At 50.3% G+C, this 23,504-nt stretch carries 21 protein-coding genes; 8 read left to right on the forward strand and 13 right to left on the reverse strand.

The genetic code is table 11. The features are described from left to right. Position 1 precedes the first annotated feature (1 nt). The gene (mgsA, locus tag HEN21_RS09700) at positions 2-460 is read left to right on the forward strand and encodes a methylglyoxal synthase (protein WP_000424179.1); all 459 of its coding nucleotides are present in this window, start codon (positions 2-4) and stop codon (positions 458-460) included. 31 nt (positions 461-491) lie between these two features. Here mgsA and helD read toward each other — a convergent pair whose 3' ends face one another. After that, entirely contained in the window at positions 492-2,546 is a 2,055-nt protein-coding gene (helD, locus tag HEN21_RS09705; protein ID WP_176252309.1) for a DNA helicase IV, read from the reverse strand. A 122-nt stretch (positions 2,547-2,668) separates the two neighbouring features. Between helD and HEN21_RS09710 the strand changes: the two genes are divergently transcribed. Beyond that, positions 2,669-3,115, forward strand: a complete 447-nt coding sequence (locus tag HEN21_RS09710; RefSeq protein ID WP_001261238.1) for a YccF domain-containing protein — start codon at positions 2,669-2,671, stop codon at positions 3,113-3,115. A gap of 9 nt (positions 3,116-3,124) precedes the next feature. Beyond that, a complete protein-coding gene (yccS, locus tag HEN21_RS09715; RefSeq protein WP_176252269.1) occupies positions 3,125-5,287 on the forward strand; it encodes a YccS family putative transporter in 2,163 nt (720 codons plus the stop codon). On the opposite strand, the gene sxy is transcribed toward yccS, so the two are convergent. Continuing rightward, positions 5,250-5,879, reverse strand: a complete 630-nt coding sequence (gene sxy, locus HEN21_RS09720) for a CRP-S regulon transcriptional coactivator Sxy (RefSeq protein ID WP_000839140.1) — start codon at positions 5,877-5,879, stop codon at positions 5,250-5,252. The two genes, yccS and sxy, sit on opposite strands and share 38 nt — an antisense overlap. A gap of 217 nt (positions 5,880-6,096) precedes the next feature. Here sxy and sulA point away from each other — a divergent pair, with 217 nt between their 5' ends. After that, entirely contained in the window at positions 6,097-6,606 is a 510-nt protein-coding gene (sulA, locus tag HEN21_RS09725; RefSeq protein WP_000288696.1) for an SOS-induced cell division inhibitor SulA, read from the forward strand. Between the two features lie 355 nt (positions 6,607-6,961). After that, positions 6,962-8,014 (forward strand): porin OmpA, encoded by a 1,053-nt coding sequence (ompA, locus tag HEN21_RS09730; RefSeq protein WP_016158018.1) that lies wholly within the window; start codon positions 6,962-6,964, stop codon positions 8,012-8,014. A gap of 75 nt (positions 8,015-8,089) precedes the next feature. Here ompA and matP read toward each other — a convergent pair whose 3' ends face one another. Further along, positions 8,090-8,542, reverse strand: a complete 453-nt coding sequence (gene matP, locus HEN21_RS09735; RefSeq protein ID WP_000877169.1) for a macrodomain Ter protein MatP — start codon at positions 8,540-8,542, stop codon at positions 8,090-8,092. 185 nt (positions 8,543-8,727) lie between these two features. Between matP and HEN21_RS09740 the strand changes: the two genes are divergently transcribed. Together HEN21_RS09740 and fabA are read left to right on the forward strand one after the other, a co-directional pair. Further along, positions 8,728-10,488: an AAA family ATPase gene (locus HEN21_RS09740; protein WP_176252268.1), complete on the forward strand. Its 1,761-nt coding sequence runs from the start codon at positions 8,728-8,730 to the stop codon at positions 10,486-10,488. A gap of 68 nt (positions 10,489-10,556) precedes the next feature. Further along, positions 10,557-11,075 (forward strand): bifunctional 3-hydroxydecanoyl-ACP dehydratase/trans-2-decenoyl-ACP isomerase, encoded by a 519-nt coding sequence (gene fabA / locus HEN21_RS09745; RefSeq protein ID WP_000227927.1) that lies wholly within the window; start codon positions 10,557-10,559, stop codon positions 11,073-11,075. 68 nt (positions 11,076-11,143) lie between these two features. Here the strand turns inward: fabA and rmf are convergent, their stop codons facing one another. The 6 genes from rmf to rlmKL form a co-directional block, all read right to left on the reverse strand. Beyond that, positions 11,144-11,311, reverse strand: a complete 168-nt coding sequence (rmf, locus tag HEN21_RS09750) for a ribosome modulation factor (protein WP_000828648.1) — start codon at positions 11,309-11,311, stop codon at positions 11,144-11,146. 255 nt (positions 11,312-11,566) lie between these two features. Continuing rightward, the gene (gene pqiC / locus HEN21_RS09755) at positions 11,567-12,130 is read right to left on the reverse strand and encodes a membrane integrity-associated transporter subunit PqiC (RefSeq protein ID WP_000759127.1); all 564 of its coding nucleotides are present in this window, start codon (positions 12,128-12,130) and stop codon (positions 11,567-11,569) included. Continuing rightward, positions 12,127-13,767 carry an intermembrane transport protein PqiB gene (gene pqiB, locus HEN21_RS09760; protein WP_000445526.1) on the reverse strand — a complete coding sequence of 547 codons (1,641 nt, stop codon included), beginning with the start codon at positions 13,765-13,767 and terminating at the stop codon, positions 12,127-12,129. Before pqiB ends, pqiC begins: the two co-directional genes overlap by 4 nt. Positions 13,768-13,771: 4 nt before the next feature. Beyond that, positions 13,772-15,025 carry a membrane integrity-associated transporter subunit PqiA gene (gene pqiA, locus HEN21_RS09765; RefSeq protein ID WP_176252267.1) on the reverse strand — a complete coding sequence of 418 codons (1,254 nt, stop codon included), beginning with the start codon at positions 15,023-15,025 and terminating at the stop codon, positions 13,772-13,774. Positions 15,026-15,213: 188 nt separating this feature from the next. Continuing rightward, positions 15,214-17,121, reverse strand: a complete 1,908-nt coding sequence (locus HEN21_RS09770; protein WP_105284927.1) for an ABC transporter ATP-binding protein — start codon at positions 17,119-17,121, stop codon at positions 15,214-15,216. Between the two features lie 11 nt (positions 17,122-17,132). Beyond that, a complete protein-coding gene (rlmKL, locus tag HEN21_RS09775; RefSeq protein ID WP_105287154.1) occupies positions 17,133-19,241 on the reverse strand; it encodes a bifunctional 23S rRNA (guanine(2069)-N(7))-methyltransferase RlmK/23S rRNA (guanine(2445)-N(2))-methyltransferase RlmL in 2,109 nt (702 codons plus the stop codon). 97 nt (positions 19,242-19,338) lie between these two features. Between rlmKL and ycbX the strand changes: the two genes are divergently transcribed. After that, complete coding sequence (gene ycbX / locus HEN21_RS09780) at positions 19,339-20,448, forward strand: 6-N-hydroxylaminopurine resistance protein YcbX (protein WP_000224256.1); 1,110 nt, start codon at positions 19,339-19,341, stop codon at positions 20,446-20,448. On the opposite strand, the gene zapC is transcribed toward ycbX, so the two are convergent. From zapC to HEN21_RS09800, 4 genes are all read right to left on the reverse strand, one after another. Then, positions 20,445-20,987 carry a cell division protein ZapC gene (gene zapC / locus HEN21_RS09785; protein ID WP_001220664.1) on the reverse strand — a complete coding sequence of 181 codons (543 nt, stop codon included), beginning with the start codon at positions 20,985-20,987 and terminating at the stop codon, positions 20,445-20,447. The genes ycbX and zapC overlap by 4 nt on opposite strands. 173 nt (positions 20,988-21,160) lie before the next feature. Then, positions 21,161-22,171 carry a quinone-dependent dihydroorotate dehydrogenase gene (pyrD, locus tag HEN21_RS09790; RefSeq protein WP_010355464.1) on the reverse strand — a complete coding sequence of 337 codons (1,011 nt, stop codon included), beginning with the start codon at positions 22,169-22,171 and terminating at the stop codon, positions 21,161-21,163. Between the two features lie 110 nt (positions 22,172-22,281). Continuing rightward, complete coding sequence (locus tag HEN21_RS09795; RefSeq protein ID WP_010348853.1) at positions 22,282-22,992, reverse strand: fimbrial chaperone; 711 nt, start codon at positions 22,990-22,992, stop codon at positions 22,282-22,284. Continuing rightward, complete coding sequence (locus tag HEN21_RS09800) at positions 22,985-23,500, reverse strand: fimbrial protein (RefSeq protein WP_000919390.1); 516 nt, start codon at positions 23,498-23,500, stop codon at positions 22,985-22,987. Before HEN21_RS09800 ends, HEN21_RS09795 begins: the two co-directional genes overlap by 8 nt. Between the last annotated feature and the right edge of the window lie 4 nt (positions 23,501-23,504).

The raw sequence follows: 23,504 nt of genomic DNA on the forward strand, positions 1-23,504 counted from the left end.
TATGGAACTGACGACTCGCACTTTACCAGCGCGGAAACATATTGCGCTGGTGGCACACGATCACTGTAAACAAATGCTCATGAGCTGGGTGGAACGGCATCAACCATTACTGGAACAGCACGAACTTTATGCAACGGGCACCACGGGTAACTTAATTTCCCGCGCTACCGGTATGAATGTTAACGCCATGTTGAGCGGCCCAATGGGCGGTGACCAGCAGGTGGGCGCATTGATTTCGGAAGGGAAAATTGATGTGCTGATTTTCTTCTGGGATCCACTAAATGCCGTGCCGCACGATCCTGACGTGAAAGCGTTGCTGCGTCTGGCGACGGTGTGGAACATTCCGGTCGCCACCAACGTGGCAACGGCTGATTTCATTATCCAGTCGCCGCATTTCAACGACGCGGTAGATATCCTGATCCCCGATTATCAGCGTTATCTCGCGGATCGCCTGAAATAATATTGCACAGGTGGCAAACGCCACCTGTTTCTTACGGTTTTCTCACCACCGGCACATCCAGATTTTTCAGTATTTCCACAAAGGGGGAAGGATTGTTTTTGTTGAACAGCGCCCATACCCGATGTCGTGCGCGGGTCAACGCAACGTACATTAACCGTCGTTCTTCGGCGTCCGGGAAATCCTCAACCGGCGGCAGTAGCGCCTCTTCCATAATCGACTCACGTGCCACGGCCGGGAAGCCATCACTCCCCTCCTGCAAGCCAACAATAATCACGTAATCCGCCTGTTGCCCTTTGCTGGCATGAATAGTCATAAAATCGATTTGCAACTTCGGCCAGCGCGTTGCCGCTTTTTCCAGGCTGGCGGGCTTCATGTGGTGGTAACGCGCCAGAACCAGGATGCGCTCTTCCGGTTTAGCGTAACCAGAGAGCTTATCCAGCAACGCATCAAGCTGGCTCTCATCCAATAACGTGACGGCCTTTTTATCGCCAGCGATTAAACTGTTTAGCGGCTTTTTCAACTGACTCGGGTTCTGCTGAATAAACCGATTAGCCACCTCACCGATACGGCTGTTAAAACGGTAAGTCGTGTCTAAATCACAGCGATCGCCGTCACCAAAGTTTTCATGGAAAGCCGTGGTGAGCGACATTTGTGCACCGCTGAAGCGGTAAATCGCCTGCCAGTCATCGCCAACGGCAAACAACGTCGTCTGACTGTTTTGCTTGCGTAATGCCGCTAACAACGCTGCGCGCTGCGGCGAGATATCCTGAAACTCATCAACCAGAATATGTTTCCACGGGCTGATAAAGCGACCTTTCTCAAGGAGAGCAATCGCCTGATGAATAAGGCCAGAAAAATCGACGGCGTTTTCTGCTTTCAGCGCACCTTTCCAGGCTTTCAGCAACGGAGCCATTAACTTGATTCGTTTGCTGAACAGATCACGGATTTCTTCGGGCGTGCTGGCAATCATTTCTGCCTGTGCACCGCCGTGCATCCGCATCAGACTTACCCAGCGATCGAGGCGAGAGGCAAGACGACGCTGTAATTTTTCATCATCCCAGAAGTTACCTTCTGGCACTGACCACTGCATTTCTTCCGTCAGCCATTGCCGCCAGCCCTTCGCCTGCGCTTTCTTCTCGCTGCATTGCTTGCGCCACTCAGCAATAAAGAGTTCATGCCGGGAAGCGGTGTCATTTTCCAGTTTGCTGACTGTGGGTACTTTTTTGCTACATTGCTGAATAATATGCAGCGCCAGTGAATGAAACGTGCGTGCGGTAATGTCTTCGGTATGCAGCCGTTCGCGAATACGCTCGTCCATCTCCTCAGCGGCTTTGCGACCAAACGCCAGCAATAAAATTTGCTCAGGGGACGCTTCACCACGCGCCAGCAACCAGCCTGCACGCGCTACCAGCACCGACGTTTTACCGCTTCCTGCGCCTGCCAGCACTAACAGGGAATGTTCGCCATTAACGACTGCCCGAGCCTGTGCCGGATTAAGTGGTGAAGATTCAACCTGACGGAAAAAATCCGCATACTCGTTAAGCATGGCTTCGGTATACGCCTGATTATGCTGCAACCGAGCGCCTTCAATATCTTTCAACCAGGCCTGACATTTGCGCCACGCCTCACGGCAGTTATCGAATTCTTCCAGTCGATTGACCGGCAACGGCAACGCCGACAAAGCCTGGCGGATTTGTTGCTGCACGCCAGAAGTTTGCTCCCGCGTCAGCCATTTATTATCGTTGGTGCGCGCGGCAATAAGATCCAATTGCTGCTGTAATACACCAGCCGCAATTTCGCTCATCTCTTCGCTCCAGCGCCGCCAGAGAGCATCAAGATGACGGTGAAAACGCTGCGTCTCACCCCATTCGGTGCCGTGCAGACGCACTACTTTTTCATCAGACAGTACAAATTCCAGCTCACCCCATACCAGACCGCGTTTACAGTGAATCGCCAGTAATTGATTGAAAGGAATGAGATATTCGTGACGATCGCCGGAGACTTTTATCCCGGCATTGAGGATCACCGCCCGATCGTAAGGGTGCTGTGCCAGACGTTTGCCAAGAGTTGTCGCTTTCAGTTCCATGACTCTGTAGATCCACACGATGTTATTTCTTATCAGTGTAACCGTCAGAGAAAACGTGCTCCAGCCCAAAAAAACGTTACAATTGCCGCCCATTACTGAAAACCACAGTAAAGCGAGGTTTTATGCGTACCGTTTTGAACATTCTGAACTTTGTGCTTGGCGGATTTGCCACCACTCTGGGCTGGCTGTTGGCGACCCTGGTCAGTATTGTGCTGATTTTTACCTTACCGCTGACACGATCCTGCTGGGAGATCACCAAACTGTCTCTGGTGCCTTATGGCAATGAGGCCATTCATGTCGATGAACTGAATCCGGCAGGTAAAAATGTGCTGCTGAATACTGGCGGTACGGTACTGAATATTTTCTGGCTGATTTTCTTTGGCTGGTGGTTATGCCTGATGCACATTGCGACAGGTATCGCACAATGCATTTCCATCATTGGCATTCCGGTTGGCATTGCGAATTTTAAAATTGCCGCTATTGCACTGTGGCCAGTCGGTCGCCGCGTAGTTTCTGTGGAAACAGCTCGTGCTGCGCGTGAAGCCAATGCGCGACGTCGTTTTGAATAATCTAACATTATGGCTTTTATGCTAAGTCCTTTGCTCAAACGCTATACCTGGAACAGCGCCTGGCTGTATTACGCGCGTATTTTTATTGCGCTTTGTGGTACTACTGCATTTCCGTGGTGGCTGGGTGATGTAAAACTGACGATTCCGCTGACCCTGGGGATGGTGGCAGCGGCGCTGACCGATCTCGACGACCGACTGGCTGGGCGTCTGCGTAACCTTATCATTACGCTATTCTGCTTTTTTATCGCCTCGGCCTCGGTAGAATTGCTGTTTCCCTGGCCCTGGCTGTTTGCCATTGGCTTAACGCTCTCCACCAGCGGTTTCATTTTGCTCGGCGGTCTGGGTCAACGCTATGCAACAATCGCTTTTGGCGCGTTGCTGATCGCTATCTACACCATGCTGGGAACGTCTCTGTATGAGCACTGGTATCAGCAGCCGATGTATCTGCTGGCCGGTGCCGTCTGGTACAACGTCCTGACACTTATTGGTCATCTGCTGTTCCCGGTCCGCCCGCTGCAGGACAACCTGGCGCGTTGCTATGAACAACTGGCGCGTTATCTTGAGCTCAAGTCGCGCATGTTTGATCCTGATATTGAAGATGAAAGCCAGGCACCGCTGTACGATTTGGCTCTCGCCAACGGTCAGCTGATGGCGACATTGAATCAGACGAAACTCTCGCTGCTGACCCGCTTACGTGGCGATCGTGGTCAACGGGGAACGCGTCGCACACTGCATTATTACTTTGTCGCGCAGGATATTCACGAGCGTGCCAGCTCTTCTCATATTCAGTATCAAACATTACGTGAACATTTTCGTCACAGCGACGTGCTGTTCCGTTTTCAGCGGCTGATGTCGATGCAAGGCCAGGCGTGCCAGCAACTGTCACGCTGTATTTTGTTGCGTCAGCTTTATCAACATGATCCGCATTTTGAGCGCGCTTTTACGCATATTGATGCTGCGCTGGAGCGGATGCGCGATAACGGCGCGCCTGCTGATTTACTCAAAACACTGGGATTTTTGCTGAACAATTTACGCGCCATTGATGCCCAACTGGCAACAATTGAATCAGAACAGGCCCAGGCACTACCCCATAATAATGACGAAAATGAGCTCGCTGATGACAGCCCGCACGGATTGAGTGATATCTGGCTGCGTCTTAGCCGTCACTTCACGCCGGAATCCGCCCTCTTCCGTCATGCGGTAAGAATGTCGCTGGTGTTGTGCTTCGGCTACGCCATCATTCAGATAACCGGAATGCATCACGGGTATTGGATCTTGCTGACAAGTTTGTTTGTCTGCCAGCCAAACTATAACGCCACGCGCCACCGCCTGAAGTTAAGGATTATTGGTACGCTGGTAGGTATCGCCATTGGCATTCCTGTGCTGTGGTTTGTGCCATCACTGGAAGGGCAGCTGGTGCTGCTGGTTATTACCGGTGTTCTCTTTTTTGCCTTCCGTAACGTGCAATACGCTCATGCAACAATGTTCATTACGCTTCTGGTGCTACTGTGCTTTAACTTGCTGGGTGAAGGTTTTGAAGTGGCATTGCCTCGCGTAATCGATACGCTGATCGGATGTGCCATTGCATGGGCTGCGGTAAGTTACATCTGGCCAGACTGGCGGTTTCGTAATCTGCCCCGAATGCTTGAGCGCGCAACCGATGCTAACTGCCGTTATCTCGATGCTATTCTCGAACAATACCACCAGGGGCGCGATAACCGTCTGGCATATCGTATTGCTCGTCGCGATGCGCACAATCGTGATGCAGAGCTGGCGTCGGTGGTGTCGAATATGTCCAGCGAACCGAATGTCACACCGCAAATTCGCGAGGACGCGTTCCGGTTACTGTGCCTTAACCATACGTTTACCAGTTACATTTCTGCCCTCGGCGCACACCGTGAGCAGTTAACTAACCCTGAAATTCTGGCGTTTCTTGATGACGCAGTCTGCTATGTGGATGACGCGCTACATCATCAACCAGACGATGAAGAACGCGTCAATCAGGCATTAGCTGACCTGAAACAACAGATGCAGCAACTTGAACCACGGGCAGACAGCAAAGAACCTCTGGTTGTACAGCAAGTCGGATTATTGATTGCATTACTACCAGAAATTGGTCGTCTGCAGCGCAGAATTACTCAAGTTCCGCAGGAAACTCCTGTTTCGGCGTAATTGAATCTGCCCATTCTGCAAGCTCCTGGCGGCGTGCCACCGGGAGCGCAGCTTCATGAATACCGAGAATTGCGCCTTCAAGCATAAATAAGATTTTTTCTGTCACCAGACTGTTCTGTTGCCGCAGTCGCAACCAACACATTTTCGCCCCAAGAATACGTAACGCCCGTACATCCTTAATCCCCACTTCCCCAAGAATAGCCTCAAGATGGTAAGACATATTGGGTAAATCTTTCAGCCGTTGCCGGATATTGCGCGTACTTTTCTCTTTAAGCGCAGCGTCCAGAGAATATTTCGACAGGCGCACCAGCTTTTGTTGATTTCGCCATAGGCTTTCATCGACCCGGTAGTAATTGAGGGTAACAAACCGCCCACACTTTTTATATGTCAGCCATACTGGCGGATGTTTTACACAGTATTGTGCACTTTGTTCACAAGCCCGAAGATACAACTCGCCATCAGAAACCATTGCAAATACCGTGTCATCAACGGTCAGACTGTAACTACCAAACAATGATCGGTATTCAATAGTGCCCAGCGTAGCCAGGTATTCTTGTGACTTATAGATCCGCTTATAAGAGAGGCTTTTCATAAAATTCCTTTTAAAATCATAATATAAAAGAATGATTCACATTAACGGATCCGTTAAATACGAAAATAGGCAACTTATTATCAAGGGGCAAGATTAATTTAAGTTTTCAGGTCACCAACGACAAAATTTGCGAGGCTCTTTCCGAAATTAGGGTTGATCTTTGTTGCCACTGGATGTACTGTATATTCATACAGCAACTCACGGGGCTGGATTGATTATGTACACTTCAGGCTATGCACATCGTTCTTCGTTGTTCTCATCCGCAGCAAACAAAATTGCGCGTGTCTCCACGGAAAACACAACAGCCGGGCTAATTAGTGAAGTTGTCTATCGCGAAGATCAGCCCATGATGACGCAACTGCTGCTTTTGCCATTGTTGCAGCAACTCGGCCAGCAATCACGTTGGCAACTATGGTTAACACCAAAACAAAAACTGAGTCGTGAATGGGTTCAGGCCGCTGGACTACCTTTAACGAAAGTGATGCAGATAAACCAGCTTTCCCCTTGCCATACAGTGGAATCAATGGTTCGCGCTTTACGCACGGGAAATTACAGCGTGGTGATCGGTTGGTTAACAGATGATCTGACAGAAGAAGAACATGCAGAGCTTGTGGATGCCGCTAATGAAGGTAACGCAATGGGGTTTATTATGCGTCCAGTGAGCACATCCTCTCACGCCACGAGACAACTTTCCGGGGTAAAGATTCACTCTAATTTGTATCATTAAGTAAATTTAGGATTAATCCTGGAACTTTTTTTATCGCCCGTCTGACGATTTCACTCATGGCTAACTTTCCCTGCGGAGGCTTGTCTGAAGCGGTTTCCGCGATTTTATGCTGTAAAGTGTCGTTAACAAAAAAGGTTAAACGCGCCTTATACAAATCTTTTTTTTCATATGCCTGACGGAGTTCACACTTGTAAGTTTTCAACTACGTTGTAGACTTTACATCGCCAGGGGTGCTCGGCATAAGCCGAAGATATCGGTAGAGTTAATATTGAGCAGATCCCCGGTGAAGGATTTAACCGTGTTATCTCGTTGGAGATATTCATGGCGTATTTTGGATGATAACGAGGCGCAAAAAATGAAAAAGACAGCTATCGCGATTGCAGTGGCACTGGCTGGTTTCGCTACCGTAGCGCAGGCCGCTCCGAAAGATAACACCTGGTACACTGGTGCTAAACTGGGCTGGTCCCAGTACCATGACACTGGTTTCATTCCTAACAATGGTCCGACCCACGAAAACCAACTGGGTGCAGGTGCTTTTGGTGGTTACCAGGTTAACCCGTATGTTGGCTTTGAAATGGGTTACGACTGGTTAGGTCGTATGCCGTACAAAGGCGACAACATCAATGGCGCATACAAAGCTCAGGGCGTTCAGCTGACCGCTAAACTGGGTTACCCAATCACTGACGATCTGGACATCTACACTCGTCTGGGTGGTATGGTATGGCGTGCAGACACCAAGGCTAACGTACCTGGTGGCGCATCCTTTAAAGACCACGACACCGGCGTTTCCCCGGTATTCGCAGGTGGTGTTGAGTACGCGATCACTCCTGAAATCGCTACCCGTCTGGAATACCAGTGGACCAACAACATCGGTGACGCACACACCATCGGTACTCGTCCGGACAACGGTCTGCTGAGCCTGGGTGTTTCCTACCGTTTCGGTCAGGGCGAAGCAGCTCCGGTAGTTGCTCCGGCTCCGGCTCCGGCTCCAGAAGTACAGACCAAGCACTTCACTCTGAAGTCTGACGTTCTGTTCAATTTCAACAAAGCAACCCTGAAACCGGAAGGTCAGGCTGCTCTGGATCAGCTGTACAGCCAGCTGAGCAACCTGGATCCGAAAGACGGTTCCGTAGTTGTTCTGGGTTACACTGACCGCATCGGTTCTGATGCTTACAACCAGGGTCTGTCCGAGCGTCGTGCTCAGTCCGTCGTTGATTACCTGATCTCTAAAGGTATCCCGTCTGACAAGATCTCCGCACGTGGTATGGGCGAATCCAACCCGGTTACCGGCAACACCTGTGACAACGTGAAACAACGCGCTGCACTGATTGACTGCCTGGCTCCGGATCGTCGCGTAGAGATCGAAGTTAAAGGCATCAAAGACGTTGTAACTCAGCCGCAGGCTTAAGTTCTCGTCTGGTAAAAAACCCCGCTTCATGCGGGGTTTTTTTTCGTCTTCAATAAAGTAAATAACCCTGGCAAGTTATTCCTTACCCAGTAAGGCCTGCAAATCCTGCTTCAAAGAAGACATTTTATTTGCATATTTCTCTTTGTTTTCCGCATCTTCAATCAGCTGGACAATCGTTTCGGAAAGTGTTTTACCGCGCCGCTGTGCAAGACCTGCCAGCCGTTGCCAGACAATAAATTCCAGATCGATTGATTTCTTACGCGTGTACTGATGTTCCGCATTAAAATGGCGTTTCCGTCTGGCCCGAATTGTCTGCTTCATGCGATTGACCAGCTCGGGATTCATATGCTTGTCAATCCAGCCATTTACCAGCACGGGTTCATTTTCCAGCGATAGCAACACGTCAACGGCTTCCTGGGCGGCACTGGCTTCTACGTAACGGGTAATTAACTCCCCTTCACGGTGTTTCTTCACCAGATACTTCCATTTCCAACCGCTTTCCAGATTTTCAAGTTGTTGATATTTCATAGCGATCTCAATGTTACCGTGTAACTCTTTACAGAATATCAGTTTTTTAACTGTGTGATGAAAAGAATCTCCATCCTGTGAGCTTTCGCGCGCACGACAGGTCTTTTGTCATCGCTTTCCACGTGTGCTGAAGTGCCGGTTACGGTATAATCGCATCTTTGACAACAGACTAAAAAACATCAACTTTGACCATTACGAAACTTGCATGGCGTGACTTAGTGCCTGATACCGAAAGCTATCAGGAAGTATTTGCACAGCCACATTTGATTGACGAAAACGATCCTTTATTCAGTGATACTCAACCGCGACTGCAATTTGCGCTGGAACAGCTACTGCATACGCGAGCATCCTCCTCTTTTATGCTGGCAAAGGCCCCGAATGAGTCTGAGTATCTGAATCTTATTGCCGATGCCGCACGTGCGCTACAAAGCGATGCAGGCCAACTGGTGGGCGGTCATTATGAGATTTCCGGCCACACCATTCGCTTACGTAACGCAATTAGCGCAGATGATAATTTTGCGACTTTAACGCAGGTTGTCGCTGCCGACTGGGTAGAAGCAGAACAACTCTTTGGCTGCCTGCGCCAGTTTAATGGCGACATTACCTTGCAGCCAGGCCTGGTGCATCAGGCAAATGGCGGTATTCTCATCATCTCTTTGCGTACTCTGCTGGCGCAACCTCTGCTGTGGATGCGGCTGAAAAATATCGTTAACCGCGAATATTTTGACTGGGTAGCGTTTGATGAGTCGCGTCCTCTCCCTGTCTCCGTTCCTTCAATGCCACTGAAGCTGAAAGTCGTTCTGGTCGGCGAACGCGAATCATTGGCCGATTTCCAGGAGATGGAGCCAGAACTCTCTGAGCAGGCTATTTATAGTGAATTTGAAGATACCCTTCAGATTATCGACGCCGAGTCAGTAAGCCAGTGGTGTCGCTGGGTGACATTCACCGCCAGACATAACCACTTGCCTGCGCCGGGAACTGATGCCTGGCCGGTACTTATCCGCGAAGCCGTCCGCTACACCGGTGAACAAGAAACGCTGCCGCTTAGCCCGCAGTGGATCCTCCGCCAGTGTAAAGAAGTCGCTTCCTTGTGCGATGGCGATACCTTCTCCGGCGAGCTGCTAAACTTAATGCTACAGCAGCGTGAATGGCGCGAAGGTTTCCTCGCCGAACGGATGCAGGATGAGATCCTTCAGGAGCAGATCCTGATTGAAACCGAAGGCGAACGCATCGGGCAAATTAACGCCCTTTCGGTCATCGAATTTCCGGGCCATCCGCGCGCTTTTGGCGAACCTTCTCGCATTAGCTGCGTTGTGCATATAGGTGATGGCGAGTTTACCGATATCGAACGCAAAGCCGAGCTTGGCGGCAACATACACGCTAAAGGGATGATGATCATGCAGGCGTTCCTGATGTCGGAGCTTCAGCTTGAGCAACAGATCCCTTTCTCAGCATCGCTAACTTTTGAGCAGTCATACAGTGAAGTGGACGGCGATAGTGCCTCGATGGCTGAACTCTGCGCCCTGATAAGCGCCCTTGCCGATGTGCCGGTGAATCAGAGTATCGCTATTACGGGTTCAGTCGATCAGTTCGGTCGCGCCCAACCGGTCGGTGGTTTGAATGAGAAAATCGAAGGCTTCTTTGCGATTTGCCAGCAACGTGAGTTAACGGGGAAACAAGGTGTCATTATCCCTACCTCTAACGTTCGCCATTTAAGTCTTCACAGTGAACTTGTGAAAGCGGTAGAGGAAGGCAAATTCACCATCTGGGCAGTAGACGATGTGACTGACGCACTGCCGTTATTATTAAATCTTGTGTGGGATGGCGAAGGCCAGACAACGCTGATGCAAACTATCCAGGAACGTATTGCGCAAGCATCGCAACAGGAAGGACGTCACCGTTTTCCATGGCCATTACGTTGGCTGAACTGGTTTATTCCGAACTGATCGGACTTGTTCAGCGTACACGTGTTAGCTATCCTGCGTGCTTCACTAAAATAAGGCTTACAGAGAACATGGTAGATAAACGCGAATCCTATACAAAAGAAGACCTTCTTGCCTCTGGTCGCGGAGAACTGTTTGGCGCTAAAGGCCCGCAATTGCCAGCACCAAACATGCTGATGATGGATCGAGTGGTCAAAATGACCGAGACTGGCGGTAACTTCGACAAAGGCTATGTCGAAGCAGAACTGGATATCAATCCAGACCTATGGTTCTTCGGCTGCCACTTCATCGGCGATCCGGTAATGCCGGGATGTCTGGGTCTGGATGCGATGTGGCAGCTGGTAGGGTTCTACCTTGGCTGGCTGGGCGGCGAAGGTAAAGGCCGCGCACTGGGTGTAGGCGAAGTGAAGTTCACTGGTCAGGTTCTACCTACCGCGAAAAAAGTGACCTACCGTATTCACTTTAAACGCATTGTTAACCGTCGCTTGATCATGGGTCTGGCAGACGGCGAAGTGCTGGTAGATGGTCGTCTAATCTATACCGCCAGCGACCTGAAAGTCGGTCTGTTCCAGGATACTTCTGCATTCTGATTTAAATCAGGCTACATATTAAAGGCGAAACCTCCGCATTGCGGAGGTTTCTTTTTAAAGAGACAGAATCAGGCCATTACTACCCTGTCCGCCATGGCTTCTCGCCAGCCTCCCAGCCATTGTGACCTTTGATTCAGCGTCTGATAGGGACACATTTCTTTTGAGCGTCCGGCGATGCCGGCCTGATAACCACGTTGATGTGCCCGTTCCAGGCGATCTCGTTTTTGTCTCTTCATGCCTCGTTTCCCTCATACTGGTTTCTGGTGGAAAAGAAAACAGTGATTACTAAATGTGCAATCACAGTTAAGCAATACCGCGAATCATAACTGCCGTCAATGCGCAAAATTCACGCCACTGTCATATTTGTGAGCCATACAGGCATGTTGGTTGTACAAAAAATGTGAAGCGGAACAAGTTTTTCTCGATGGATTAAACAAAAAAACCGCCTCAGGCTACATGCCGGAGACGGTTATATTTACAAATATTTATAATTAAGGTAGACGCTTTATCTCTTGCGCAATAGCAGTGGCTTCCTGACTCCAGACACTGGCCAGCACTTTGACCATTTCATCGTAGCCATCCTGATTTTGCACCCCTTCCAGACGGAACGGTCGTTTGATCAATTGTCCCTGGTGGTTCAACAGCCACTCGCCACTGACAATGACCTTGCCATCATAGCGACCGTTAAACTCCGTTACGGTTACGTTGAGCGTGTCCTGGGCGCTTCCCAGAGGCTGGGAGGCAACCACCCAACCGGGGAGCTGCGTACTCAGATTAGCAACCAGGGTGTTGCGCAACTGTTGATCCAGCGGGCTGGCCCACAGGTTGTTATTGGCAATCACATACTTCACATCACTGGTCTGATAAACCACCCCATTCCCCGCCAGATAATCTGGAACAACGACTTGCTCTACCCATAACAGGCGATTGCCCTGGCTGGCGGTACTTTGCGTACCGCTCTGCACAACAGGTAACTGGTAATAGTTTTTATTGATCTCGCCGGAGCTGCATCCGGCCAGCCACAGTGCCGCAATCGTCACTAGCCACTTTTTCATTGTTTCGCCCTCTTCGGCTCTGGATCTTTTTTGTCCTTCGCTTCAAATACCAGCGCGTTACTCTTCTCATTAAGCGTTTTCAGCACCGGTTGCAGTTCACGCAACACCTGATCAAGCCGCTGCATATCCGCCACCATCTTGTTGTAGGCTGCGGAGCCAGGCTGGAAGCCCTGCATACTGCGATTCAGCTCACGCAACGTTGACTGCATATCCGTGGGCAACTGCTGCATCGACTGGCTGGCGAGTATCTTGTTCATGCTATCCAGCGTCGCTTGCAGGTTTTTCATCGTGCGCTGGCTTTCAGACAGCGTACTGGTCGCCTGCTCAATCATCGGATTCAACGGCAGCTTGTTGATCTTATCTAATGCTTCCATCAGACGTTGCTGGATTTGCGCCAGACCGCCGCTAACGGTCGGGATAATCTGATAACCATTAAATTCACGAATACCGGTTATTGCTGGCGTATTTGGATAGAAATCGAGATCAACATAGAGCGCGCCAGTGACCAGATTTCCGGTCTTCAGCGATCCGCGTAAACCACGTTTCAACAACTCTCCAAGGTGCTTAACGACATCCGCATTTTCGCCAAGCTGCATTTTCAGCCGTTCCGGTTCAATGCGAATGAGTACCGGAATACGGTAATCATCATTAAATGTCTGACGCATATTCGGCGCAAAGAAAGGTACTTTACTTACTGTACCCAGGCGAATACCCCGGAATTCTACCGGAGCGCCAGGCTGCAAGCCGCGTACCGAATCTTTAAAGAACATCAGATAGTCAATGTGATCGGTGTATAGCGAATCCTGAATGCTCTTCTGGTCGTCATACAAAACGAATGCGGTTTTCGGCGCAACAGGCTGCCCTAAATCCAGACCTTCCGGCACGTCAAAGCTGACGCCGCCGCTGAGTAGCGTTGTCAACGAGCCCATCTCTACGCGCATTCCCGCTGACGTCAGATCAACCGCAATGCCACTATCTTTCCAGAAGCGAACATTGCCGGTCACCAACCGGTCATAAGGCGCATTGATGAACAGTTGATAGCTGATATTGCGTTTTTGCGTATCGAAGGTGCTGGTTTCAACCGAACCTACCCGATAGCCACGGAACAGCACCGGATCTCCCGGCGAGAGTTGTCCGGCCTTTTTGCTATCAAGAATCACACGAATACCTTTCGCATCAGGCGGTGCCAGCGGTGGCGAATCGAGCAAATCATAACTTGCCTGTTTGCTGCCTTTCGCCCCCGGTTGCAGTTCGATATACACACCGGAAAGCAGTGTGCCCAGGCCACTAATACCTTCTCGACCTATCTGCGGTTTTACCACCCAGAAGACGGTATCTTTATGCAGCAGCTTCTCCATACCGGCATTCAGGCGCGCTTTGATTTCAACGTGCGTCAAATCATCGGCTAGCGTTGCGCTCTCGACCACGCCGACGTCAACACTACGGCTTTTAATGGTAGTCTTGCCGCCCTCAATCCCTTCCGCATTCGCGGTGATCAGGGTAACTTCCGGCCCCTGATGACTGTAATGATAAAAAAGAACCCACGCCCCTATAAGCGCCGTGACGATAGGAAATATCCACACGGGAGACCAGTTCTTCACTTTCTGGATTTTGGCTTCCCCATTATTAGATTCCATACTGTCAGGACTCCTCATGCACTGATTCAGGTTGACGATCCCACGACAAGCGTGGATCAAACGTCATCGCAGAAAACATTGTCATTATGACGACTAAAGCAAACATTAACGCACCCATTGCCGGATAAATATTCATTAAACCTCCCATACGCACCAGCGCCGAGAGCACCGCAATCACGAAAACGTCAATCATCGACCAGCGGCCTACAAACTCAACAACTTCATAAATTAAATGCATTCTTTCGCTGTCACGCTTGCCGTGCCCTTTGGCATCCCAGCACAACCATGCGATGGCGATCATCTTTAACGTTGGCACCATGATACTGGCTAAAAAGATAACCGCAGCAACAGGGTAAGAACCTTCACTCCACAACAGGATGACCCCGGCGAGAATCGTCGACGGCATCTTCGAACCTAATAAATCGGTCACCATGATGGGTAATAGATTAGCCGGGAGATACAGCATGATGGACGTCACAAGCAGCGCCAGCGTCCATTGCAGGCTATTTCTGCGCCGAACGTATCCTTTCGTGCCGCAACGCGGGCACACCGTTTCATCGGCGGGAAGGATCGCCGTACAGCAAGAGCAAGAGCGCAATCCTTGTCGGATACCCGTAATGCCCGGTTTTAACGGCTTAAATAGTTCTGGCATCGGCGCAATATCATCCCACAACCAGCGACGATCAACGCACTGGAAGGCGCGCAGTTGCAGCACACAAAATAAACACCAGGGGAGAAAACTGCTGCCCACACCAATACTGCCGTAGGCCATCAGTTTGACGAAACTGACCAGCACACCCGCGAGGAAAATCTCTGCCATTCCCCAGGTTTTGAGTTGAAAGAGCACCCGTGCCAGTTGCTCTTTCAGACGTACCGGTAATTCGGCGCGATTCACCAGAAGCAGAATGGTAATCAGGCAAAATGCAGGAACCAGTTGCACAAACAACAAGAAAAAAGTGCCGAGGCTGGCGTAGTCCTCAGAAAACAGCACGCCCGGAATTTCCAGTAATGTAATTTCACTGGTAACTCCTGCGACGTTCATATTCACAAAAGGGAATAAGTTGGACAGCAACAGCATGAACAGTGCGGCCAACGCATAGGCGGTAGGACGCTGCCGGGGCGCGTCCCACGCAACGGTTAACGTTGTGCCACACCGAGGACATGCCGCTTTCTGACCATGCTCAAGGTGGGGTAATGCCACCAGCATGTCACACTGCGAGCATAAGATATGCTTCGCGGCATGATGATGTTCGCACATTGGTACTCCTTAATGATGCGCTATTCTACAGATTGCTGACAAAGTGTCCTTTTTTCATGCCGGATGCAGCATAGGTGCCTTTACCGGTCTGAGAGAATACAAATAGTTTCCCCCATGCCTGATAAGCGTAGCGCATCAGGCAATTTTACCTTTGTCATCAGCCTCTATATCAATCAACTGTTTTGCGATCAGCCACCATTTTTTAACGCTTCAAGATACTCCCAGCGTTCAAAAGCCTGCTCCAACTCCTGCTCCGCAGCAGCCAGATCAGCGAGCACTTTTTGCGTATGTTCATGAGACTGGCTGAAGAAGGAGGCATCCGCCACCTGCGCCTGTAAGGCTTCCAGCTTCGATTCCAGATCTTCAAGCAATTGAGGAAGCTGTTCCAGTTCGCGCTGCAATTTATAGCTTAGTTTGCTAGTGTTGCGTTTTACAGTTTCTGTTTTTGGCGCTGCCGCTTCTTCGGTTTTTTTCACTACAGGCTGTTTAAGCGCCACATACTGTTCTTGCTGACCACGGGCATCATGATAACCGCCAACATAACGACCAATTTTGCCGCCGCCTTCGAAGATCCAGCATTCTGTAACGGTGTTATCGACAAACTGACGATCGTGGCTTACTAACAACACCGTCCCCTGGTAGCTGTCGATTAGCTCTTCAAGCAGTTCGAGCGTTTCGACGTCAAGGTCGTTGGTCGGTTCGTCGAGGATCAGTAAATTGCTTGGCTTAAGGAACAAGCGCGCTAGCAGCAGACGGTTACGTTCCCCGCCAGAAAGCGCACGCACCGGCGTCATCGCTCGTTTCGGATGGAACAGGAAGTCCTGCAAATAGCCCAGCACGTGGCGTGGTTTACCGTTAACCATCACCTCTTGCTTACCTTCTGCCAGGTTATCCATTACCGTTTTATCGGGATCGAGTTCCGCGCGGTGTTGGTCGAAGTAAGCCACTTCCAGTTTGGTGCCGACATGAATACGCCCGCTGTCCGCTTGAAGTTGACCGAGCATCAGTTTCAGTAGCGTGGTTTTACCACAGCCATTCGGGCCAATCAGGGCAATTTTGTCGCCACGTTGAACCTGGGCAGAAAAATCTTTCACCAGTTGCTTGCCGTCAACCTGGTAGCAAACGTCTTCCATTTCGAAAACGATCTTACCGGAGCGGCTGGCCTCTTCCACCTGCATCTTTGCCGTACCCATTACCTCGCGGCGTTGGCTACGTTCACGACGCATCGCTTTCAATGCACGCACGCGACCTTCGTTACGGGTACGACGCGCTTTGATCCCCTGACGGATCCACACCTCTTCCTGCGCCAGTTTGCGGTCGAACTCGGCGTTTTGCAGCTCTTCCACGCGCAGGGCTTCTTCTTTTTCCAGTAAATACTGGTCGTAATTACCTGGATAGGTCACCAGCTTGCCGCGATCGAGATCGACAATACGCGTCGCCATATTGCGAATAAACGAACGGTCGTGGGAGATAAAAATAATCGTCCCGTTAAAGGTTTTCAGGAAACCTTCCAGCCAGTCGATGGTTTCGATATCCAGGTGGTTCGTCGGTTCGTCAAGCAGTAACACGCGCGGATTGCTCACCAGCGCGCGTCCCAACGCCGCTTTACGCAACCAACCGCCGGAAAGTGACGACAGCGCAGCATTGGGATCTAACCCCAGTTGCGCCAGCACTTCGTTGATGCGGTTTTCCAGCTGCCACAGGTTGTGGTGATCCAGCTGTTCCTGAACCTTCGCCAGTTCGTTGAGATTTTTCTCGCTCGGGTCGTTCATCACCAGGCGCGAAATATCGTGATAGCGTTTCAGATATTCCGCTTGTTCTTCAATGCCTTCGGCAACGAAATCATAAACGCTACCCTCAACGTTACGCGGCGGATCCTGTTGCAGACGAGCTACAATCAAATCTTGCTCGTAAATAATGCGACCGTCATCCAGCCCTTGTTCACGGTTGAGGATTTTCATTAACGTCGATTTGCCTGCGCCGTTGCGGCCCACCAGACAAACACGTTCGTTATCTTCGATATGCAGTTCTGCGTTATCGAGAAGCGGCGCGTCGCTGAACGACAGCCATGCGCCATGCATACTGATTAATGACATTACTATTCCTTTCAGGCTGCGGTAATCAGCCAGCAGTTGTGGATCTGGCGGTTACGGGCGAAATCCTGGGAGAGCGTTTTTTGCGTAATTTCTTGTGCTTTCAGTCCCAGTTTTGCCAGTCCGTCAAGATCCATACGGAAGCCGCGTTTGTTGTTCGAGAACATGATCGTCCCACCTGCACGCAGCAGACGTTTCAAATCTTTCATCAGCGCCAGATGATCGCGCTGAACATCAAACGCATCTTCCATTCGTTTTGAGTTAGAGAAGGTTGGCGGATCGATAAAGATCAGATCGAACTGTTCATTAGCTTCACGCAACCACGCCAGGCAATCGGCCTGAATCAGGCGATGCGCACGACCGGTTAAGCCATTCAGACGCAGGTTGCGTTCTGCCCACTCCAGATAAGTACGCGACATATCCACCGTGGTGGTGCTGCGCGCACCGCCTAAGCCCGCGTGCACGGTGGCGCTACCGGTATAGGAGAAAAGGTTGAGGAAATCTTTGCCTTTACTCATCTGACCGAGCATACGACGGGCGATACGGTGATCGAGGAACAAACCCGTATCGAGGTAATCCGTCAGGTTCACCCACAGGTGCGCGTTATATTCGGTGACTTCAAGAAACTCGCCCTTCTCGCCCAGTTTCTGATACTGATTTTTGCCTTTCTGGCGTTCACGGGTTTTCAGCACCAGTTTGTTTGGCGCAATCCCCAGTACCGAAATGGTCGCAGCGATAATATCGAACAGACGTTGACGCGCTTTGTGCGCATCGATGGTCTTCGGCGGCGCGTACTCCTGCACGACCACCCAGTCGGCGTAGCGGTCAACAGCGACGTTGTATTCCGGCAAATCGGCGTCATACAGACGATAACATTCAATCCCTTCCTGACGCGCCCATTTTTCGAATTTCTTCAGGTTCTTACGCAGACGGTTGGCGTAATCTTCCGCCACCATCGCCGGTTTGCTGTCCGGAGTACTTTCAGCAACGTGGTAATTTTTCTGCACGCAGTCCAGCGGGCCATTTTTCGCCTTGTACTGTTTGTCTGCGCGCAATTGCAGACAACTTAACAAATCCGGTGAGGCGCTGAATAAAGAGAGATTCCAGCCACCGAACTGGTTTTTCATGATTCGACCCAACAAACTATGCAGCGCAATCAGCGCCGGTTCGCTGTCCAGACGCTCGCCGTACGGCGGGTTGCTCAGTACTGTACCATACGGTCCTTTTGGCAGCGGATTGGTCAGTTGCGCGACATCTTTCACGTCAAAAGTGATCAGTTCGCCAATCCCCGCCAGGCGGGCGTTAGTACGCGCACGTTGAATCACCCGCGCATCGCTGTCGGAACCGTAGAAATGAGAGCTGTATTCTGCCAGACCTTTACGAGCACGAGTTTGCGCTTCCGCTTTCACTTCCTGCCAGATGGCTTCGTCGTGCTGCGCCCAGCCGCTAAAGCCCCAACGCCCACGGTGCAAGCCCGGCGCGCGGTCGGTCGCCAGCATCGCTGCTTCAATCAGCAACGTACCGGAACCACACATCGGGTCAAGCAGTGGTGTTCCTGGCTGCCAGCCGGATCGCATCACAATGGCAGCCGCCAGTGTTTCTTTGATTGGCGCAATACCGGCACGGTCACGATAACCACGCAGATGCAAACCATCACCACTTAAGTCGAGAGCGATACTGGCGGTTTCTTTATGTAGCCAGACATTAACGCGGATATCCGGCGCATCGCGATCAACATTTGGTCGCGGCAGATTTTTACGCGTGAAAGCATCAACAATTGCGTCTTTAACTTTCATCGCGCCGTACTGGCTGTTGCGGATAGTGTCATTCAGACCGCTAAAGTGGACAGCAAAGGTCGCGCCAGGATTAAACATCTCTGTCCAGTTGATCGCCTGAACGCCGAGATAGAGGTCTAAATCGCTGTAAACCTTACACTCGCCCAGCGGCAACATAATACGCGAGGCCAGGCGGCTCCACATCAGGCTCTGGTATACAAGCCGCGTGTCGCCCTTGAAATGGACCCCACCCTGAACCACCTGGCATTCAACGGCCCCCAGGTTTTCCAGTTCAGTTTTTAACAGCTCTTCCAGCCCACGGGCCGTACTGGCAAACAGAGAATTCATATCGTCACTTTTACTCTAAGAAAATTGTTGCGCATTATAGCTAATAAGTCCGTCATGTCATAAAGTTGAGGGCTTATTTTCATTTGGGGACCGCACCGTGGCGACATTAACCCGGCTTTTTATTCATCCTGTTAAATCCATGCGTGGCATCGGTCTGACACACGCTCTTGCAGATATCAGCGGGCTGGCCTTCGATCGCATTTTTATGCTGACAGAACCTGACGGTACGTTTATTACCGCTCGTCAGTTTCCGCAAATGGTACGGTTTACCCCTTCTCCCGTGCATGACGGCTTACATCTCACCGCGCCCGATGGTAGCAGCGCGTGGGTCCGCTTTGCCGATTTCGCCAAACAGGACGCACCAACGGAAGTGTGGGGTAACCATTTTACTGCGCGCATTGCGCCAGATGAGATTAACAAATGGTTAAGCGGATTTTTCTCCCGCGACGTGCAATTGCGCTGGGTGGGGCCGCAGATGACGCGGCGCGTAAAACGCCACAACACTGTACCCCTGTCATTCGCTGATGGCTATCCGTATCTGCTCGTCAATGAAGCTTCATTGCGCGATCTCCAACAACGCTGTCCGGCAAGTGTCAAAATGGAACAATTCCGCCCCAATCTGGTTGTTTCTGGCGTAGCCGCGTGGGAAGAAGACACCTGGAAAGTGATTCGTATTGGCGATGTGGTGTTCGATGTGGTGAAACCTTGTAGCCGTTGTATTTTCACCACCGTTAGCCCGGAAAAAGGGCAAAAGCATCCGGCTGGCGAACCATTAAAAACGCTGCAATCTTTCCGTACAGCCCAGGATAACGGCGATGTCGATTTCGGTCAGAACTTAATTGCCCGTAACAGTGGTGTTATCCGTGTTGGCGATGAGGTGGAAATCCTGGCGACAGCACCGGCAAAAGTCTACGGTGCGGCCGCAACGGACGATACTTTCCCTGCGCCCCAACAACCGAATGCGAATGTTGATATCAACTGGCAAGGGCGGGCATTTCGCGGTAATAACCAACAGGTACTGCTGGAACAATTAGAAAATCAAGGGATTCGTATTCCCTATTCTTGCCGTGCCGGCATATGTGGAAGTTGTCGTGTTCAGCTTCTCGAAGGCGAAGTCACCCCGCTGAAAAAATCAGCTATGAGCGACGATGGAACAATTCTTTGCTGTAGTTGCGTACCGAAGACTGCATTGAAACTGAAAAGTTAAACGGCTTGTTCAAGGCTGACGCTGTCATAACTCACATGCGGTCTCAGCCTGTCATTCATAATTTTGATGGCGTCACCCAGTTGCATGGCGCGCCCGGCGATAATGACGCAAGGTTGCGCCAGCAGGCAAAGTGCGGCATTTTCGCCAGATTCAATAACCAGTAAATTGACCTGCTCATTGGTGTCGCTTAACCAGACACAGGCAGCATCACCCGACGCTGGTGCCCACATTTCGCCATGAGAAACAAAATGCCAGCTTTTCGGCATTTGCGGTTTGAGATAACGAATCGCTACCAGTGCATTAAGCACCAGTTCAGCTTTTTGTTCTTTTGATAAGTTAAGGTCGCGGCATTTTTCTTCAAACGTGAAATAGAGCGCGGCGTCATCAACGCAAAATCCCGCAGGAGAAAAAGCATCCGGCGTCAACATTTTACGTGCAAAACGTGAGCGAAACAGCATACCATTGGCTAAATCAAGCATCATTCGATCATGCTCTTCATCGTAATACCAACGCCAGTTATCGTCTGGTTTAATTCGCATATGCCTCTCCTCTACCCTATAAATTCACTGCAACACATTCCATTGTTGCTTTGCTTAATAACCTCAACAAGAAAAGTACAAAATGTCTAAATAAGTAACAGGAATGAATATAAAACAACCAGGGCTGAAAATAAAGCCCTGATTATCTTATAAAGAGAAAGTGAAAGAAATAATTAGATATGAGTAACGATTTCTTTAATCAGCGGCGGCCCTTTAAAAATAAAACCAGAATAAATTTGCACCAGTGAGGCTCCTGCGGCTATCTTCTCACGGGCAGCGATAACCGAGTCAATACCACCAACACCAATGATCGGTAAACGACCATTTAATTCCTGCGACAAGCGGCGAATAATTTCTGTGCTTTTTAATTGTAACGGACGACCACTTAAGCCACCGGTTTGCTCGCAATTTTTCATTCCCTGAACTAAAGAACGATCGAGGGTGGTATTAGTCGCAATAACGCCATCAATATTATGGCGTACCAAACTATCGGCCACCTGGATCAACTCCTCTTCAGAAAGATCCGGCGCGATCTTCACTGCGATCGGCACATATTTATGGTGCATCGCTTGCAAATCATTTTGCTTATTTTTAATTGCCGTTAATAAATCATCCAGTGCTTCGCCATATTGCAGAGTACGTAATCCTGGGGTATTCGGTGATGAGATATTGATGGCGATATATCCTGCATAGGCGTAGATTTTCTCCATACAAATCAGATAGTCATCTTTGCCTTGCTCAACCGGTGTATCTTTATTTTTACCGATATTAATTCCCAGAACGCCATCATAATGTGCTTTTTTAACGTTCTCAACGAGGTTATCAACGCCGAGGTTATTAAAGCCCATACGGTTGATCAAACCTTCAGCATCCACCAGGCGGAAGAGACGTGGCTTGTCATTTCCTGGTTGTGGACGAGGGGTGACAGTGCCGATCTCGATCGATCCAAATCCCATTGCGCCTAAAGCGTCAATACACTCCCCGTCTTTATCAAGACCGGCAGCCAGACCAAGCGGATTTTTAAAGGTCAGTCCCATGCAGTTAACCGGTTTCGCTGGAACGTTCTGTCGAACAAGTGCTTCAAACGGCGTTCCGGTAATGCGACGTAATTGCTGAAAAGTAAACTCATGAGCGCGCTCAGGATCGAGCTGGAACAGGGCTTTACGAACGAAGGGGTAGTACATGAACTCTCCTGGATTCCCGGTGTGCAAACCGGGTGCGTATTATGTGCGAGTTCGGATCAAAAGGGAATTGACCTGTGGCAAAAAAAGCGCAAACGTTTTCTGAACCTGTTTTAGGGCAGATTTTGCTCCTTCTTTTCACTCAAACCGCCGTAATCATTTATCGTCCGCCAGGAGACCTGGCACTGTGCCACTGACTGGCACCAACTTGTCTGACGCTGACTTTTAGGAGCCACAACCCCCGCGTTGCTTAGCGGTTGACCATTTACGCTAACCTGAATCAAGTTGATGTAGTAAGGCGTGGGGTTAATCAGTTGCACCCCCTGCGAAGTCCGTGACCAGCGTAATTGTTGATAAGCCTCCAACGGATCGCCTTGCAAACCTTCGGGTCGCCAGAACAGTTTAAATACTGAACGCATCGCCACTTTCACGCTTTGATTTTCCACTTTGCCAGAAGGCACGCTGGCAATGCTTAATTCGAATAGCGTTTCACGATCCGCAGGTAATAAATTGCTTTCAGTTTTCAGCAAGCGCAACGTTCCTGTGGTTCCCGGCTTCAACAGAAAAAGCGGCGGAGCTGCCAGTAATGGTGCTGATGTGGCAGGTGCATCTCCCCCCGCCCAGCGTACAGGGCGATTAATTTTACTGTTGATAAGCCAGGATTCCTGACTGGTATTGGTCAGTGAAATCGAAATCGATTCTCTGTCAGCAGGAAAGACAAATCGCGTTCCCCCAACCACAACCCCCGCCTGTAACTCTCCCGCTACCAGCAGGAGTAAGACGACAAAAATAGACAGCGTAAATCTGTTCCAGATATTAGTCATAATGAAGTACAAATGTCGCGCTGGCACTCACATTGCCCGACTGCACACCGCCACCGACAGGTCGCAGTTGCGCATAAAACGTTAATGGCACATTACCGCTATGTAAGCTGTAGTCTTTGCTCGCCTGATTAAGCGGTATCAATATTTTCGCATCATCCAGAATCGCAATAGCCAGCCCACTGGCTGCATCCGTACCACTTTCAATGGACAGCATTTCGCTCTGCATTCCGTCGGGTATTCCTGAAAAGGTGACGTCTACCGTGCTGACATCTGTTCCGCAATCCTGCAAATTAATCATGAAAGATTTCTCCGGACCATAATTCCCATGAGAAAAACGCGTCAGCGAGACATCACCTAACGGTACATTAATTTGCTTGCTATCCTGTGCCAGTACGCACGTGTTACGGCGAAACGATCCACTGATGTTTACCGTGCCATCATGAGCAAACACCGTGCCGCCTCCCGTTAATCCCAGCAAGCACAGAATCAAGATTATCCGTTTCAACATCACT

Origin of the sequence: Escherichia sp. 93.1518 (assembly GCF_013368915.2) — a bacterium.
Taxonomy (GTDB): Bacteria; Pseudomonadota; Gammaproteobacteria; order Enterobacterales; family Enterobacteriaceae; genus Escherichia; species Escherichia ruysiae.

Bases quoted from the DNA above. Each gene is read 5' to 3' on its own strand.
- mgsA (WP_000424179.1), top strand. From the start codon at position 2: ATGGAACTGACGACTCGCACTTTACCAGCGCGGAAACATATTGCGCTG.
- helD (WP_176252309.1), bottom strand. From the start codon at position 2,546: ATGGAACTGAAAGCGACAACTCTTGGCAAACGTCTGGCACAGCACCCT.
- HEN21_RS09710 (WP_001261238.1), top strand. From the start codon at position 2,669: ATGCGTACCGTTTTGAACATTCTGAACTTTGTGCTTGGCGGATTTGCC.
- yccS (WP_176252269.1), top strand. From the start codon at position 3,125: ATGGCTTTTATGCTAAGTCCTTTGCTCAAACGCTATACCTGGAACAGC.
- sxy (WP_000839140.1), bottom strand. From the start codon at position 5,879: ATGAAAAGCCTCTCTTATAAGCGGATCTATAAGTCACAAGAATACCTG.
- sulA (WP_000288696.1), top strand. From the start codon at position 6,097: ATGTACACTTCAGGCTATGCACATCGTTCTTCGTTGTTCTCATCCGCA.
- ompA (WP_016158018.1), top strand. From the start codon at position 6,962: ATGAAAAAGACAGCTATCGCGATTGCAGTGGCACTGGCTGGTTTCGCT.
- matP (WP_000877169.1), bottom strand. From the start codon at position 8,542: ATGAAATATCAACAACTTGAAAATCTGGAAAGCGGTTGGAAATGGAAG.
- fabA (WP_000227927.1), top strand. From the start codon at position 10,557: ATGGTAGATAAACGCGAATCCTATACAAAAGAAGACCTTCTTGCCTCT.
- rmf (WP_000828648.1), bottom strand. From the start codon at position 11,311: ATGAAGAGACAAAAACGAGATCGCCTGGAACGGGCACATCAACGTGGT.
- pqiC (WP_000759127.1), bottom strand. From the start codon at position 12,130: ATGAAAAAGTGGCTAGTGACGATTGCGGCACTGTGGCTGGCCGGATGC.
- pqiB (WP_000445526.1), bottom strand. From the start codon at position 13,767: ATGGAATCTAATAATGGGGAAGCCAAAATCCAGAAAGTGAAGAACTGG.
- pqiA (WP_176252267.1), bottom strand. From the start codon at position 15,025: ATGTGCGAACATCATCATGCCGCGAAGCATATCTTATGCTCGCAGTGT.
- HEN21_RS09770 (WP_105284927.1), bottom strand. From the start codon at position 17,121: ATGTCATTAATCAGTATGCATGGCGCATGGCTGTCGTTCAGCGACGCG.
- rlmKL (WP_105287154.1), bottom strand. From the start codon at position 19,241: ATGAATTCTCTGTTTGCCAGTACGGCCCGTGGGCTGGAAGAGCTGTTA.
- zapC (WP_001220664.1), bottom strand. From the start codon at position 20,987: ATGCGAATTAAACCAGACGATAACTGGCGTTGGTATTACGATGAAGAG.
- pyrD (WP_010355464.1), bottom strand. From the start codon at position 22,171: ATGTACTACCCCTTCGTTCGTAAAGCCCTGTTCCAGCTCGATCCTGAG.
- HEN21_RS09795 (WP_010348853.1), bottom strand. From the start codon at position 22,992: ATGACTAATATCTGGAACAGATTTACGCTGTCTATTTTTGTCGTCTTA.
- HEN21_RS09800 (WP_000919390.1), bottom strand. From the start codon at position 23,500: ATGTTGAAACGGATAATCTTGATTCTGTGCTTGCTGGGATTAACGGGA.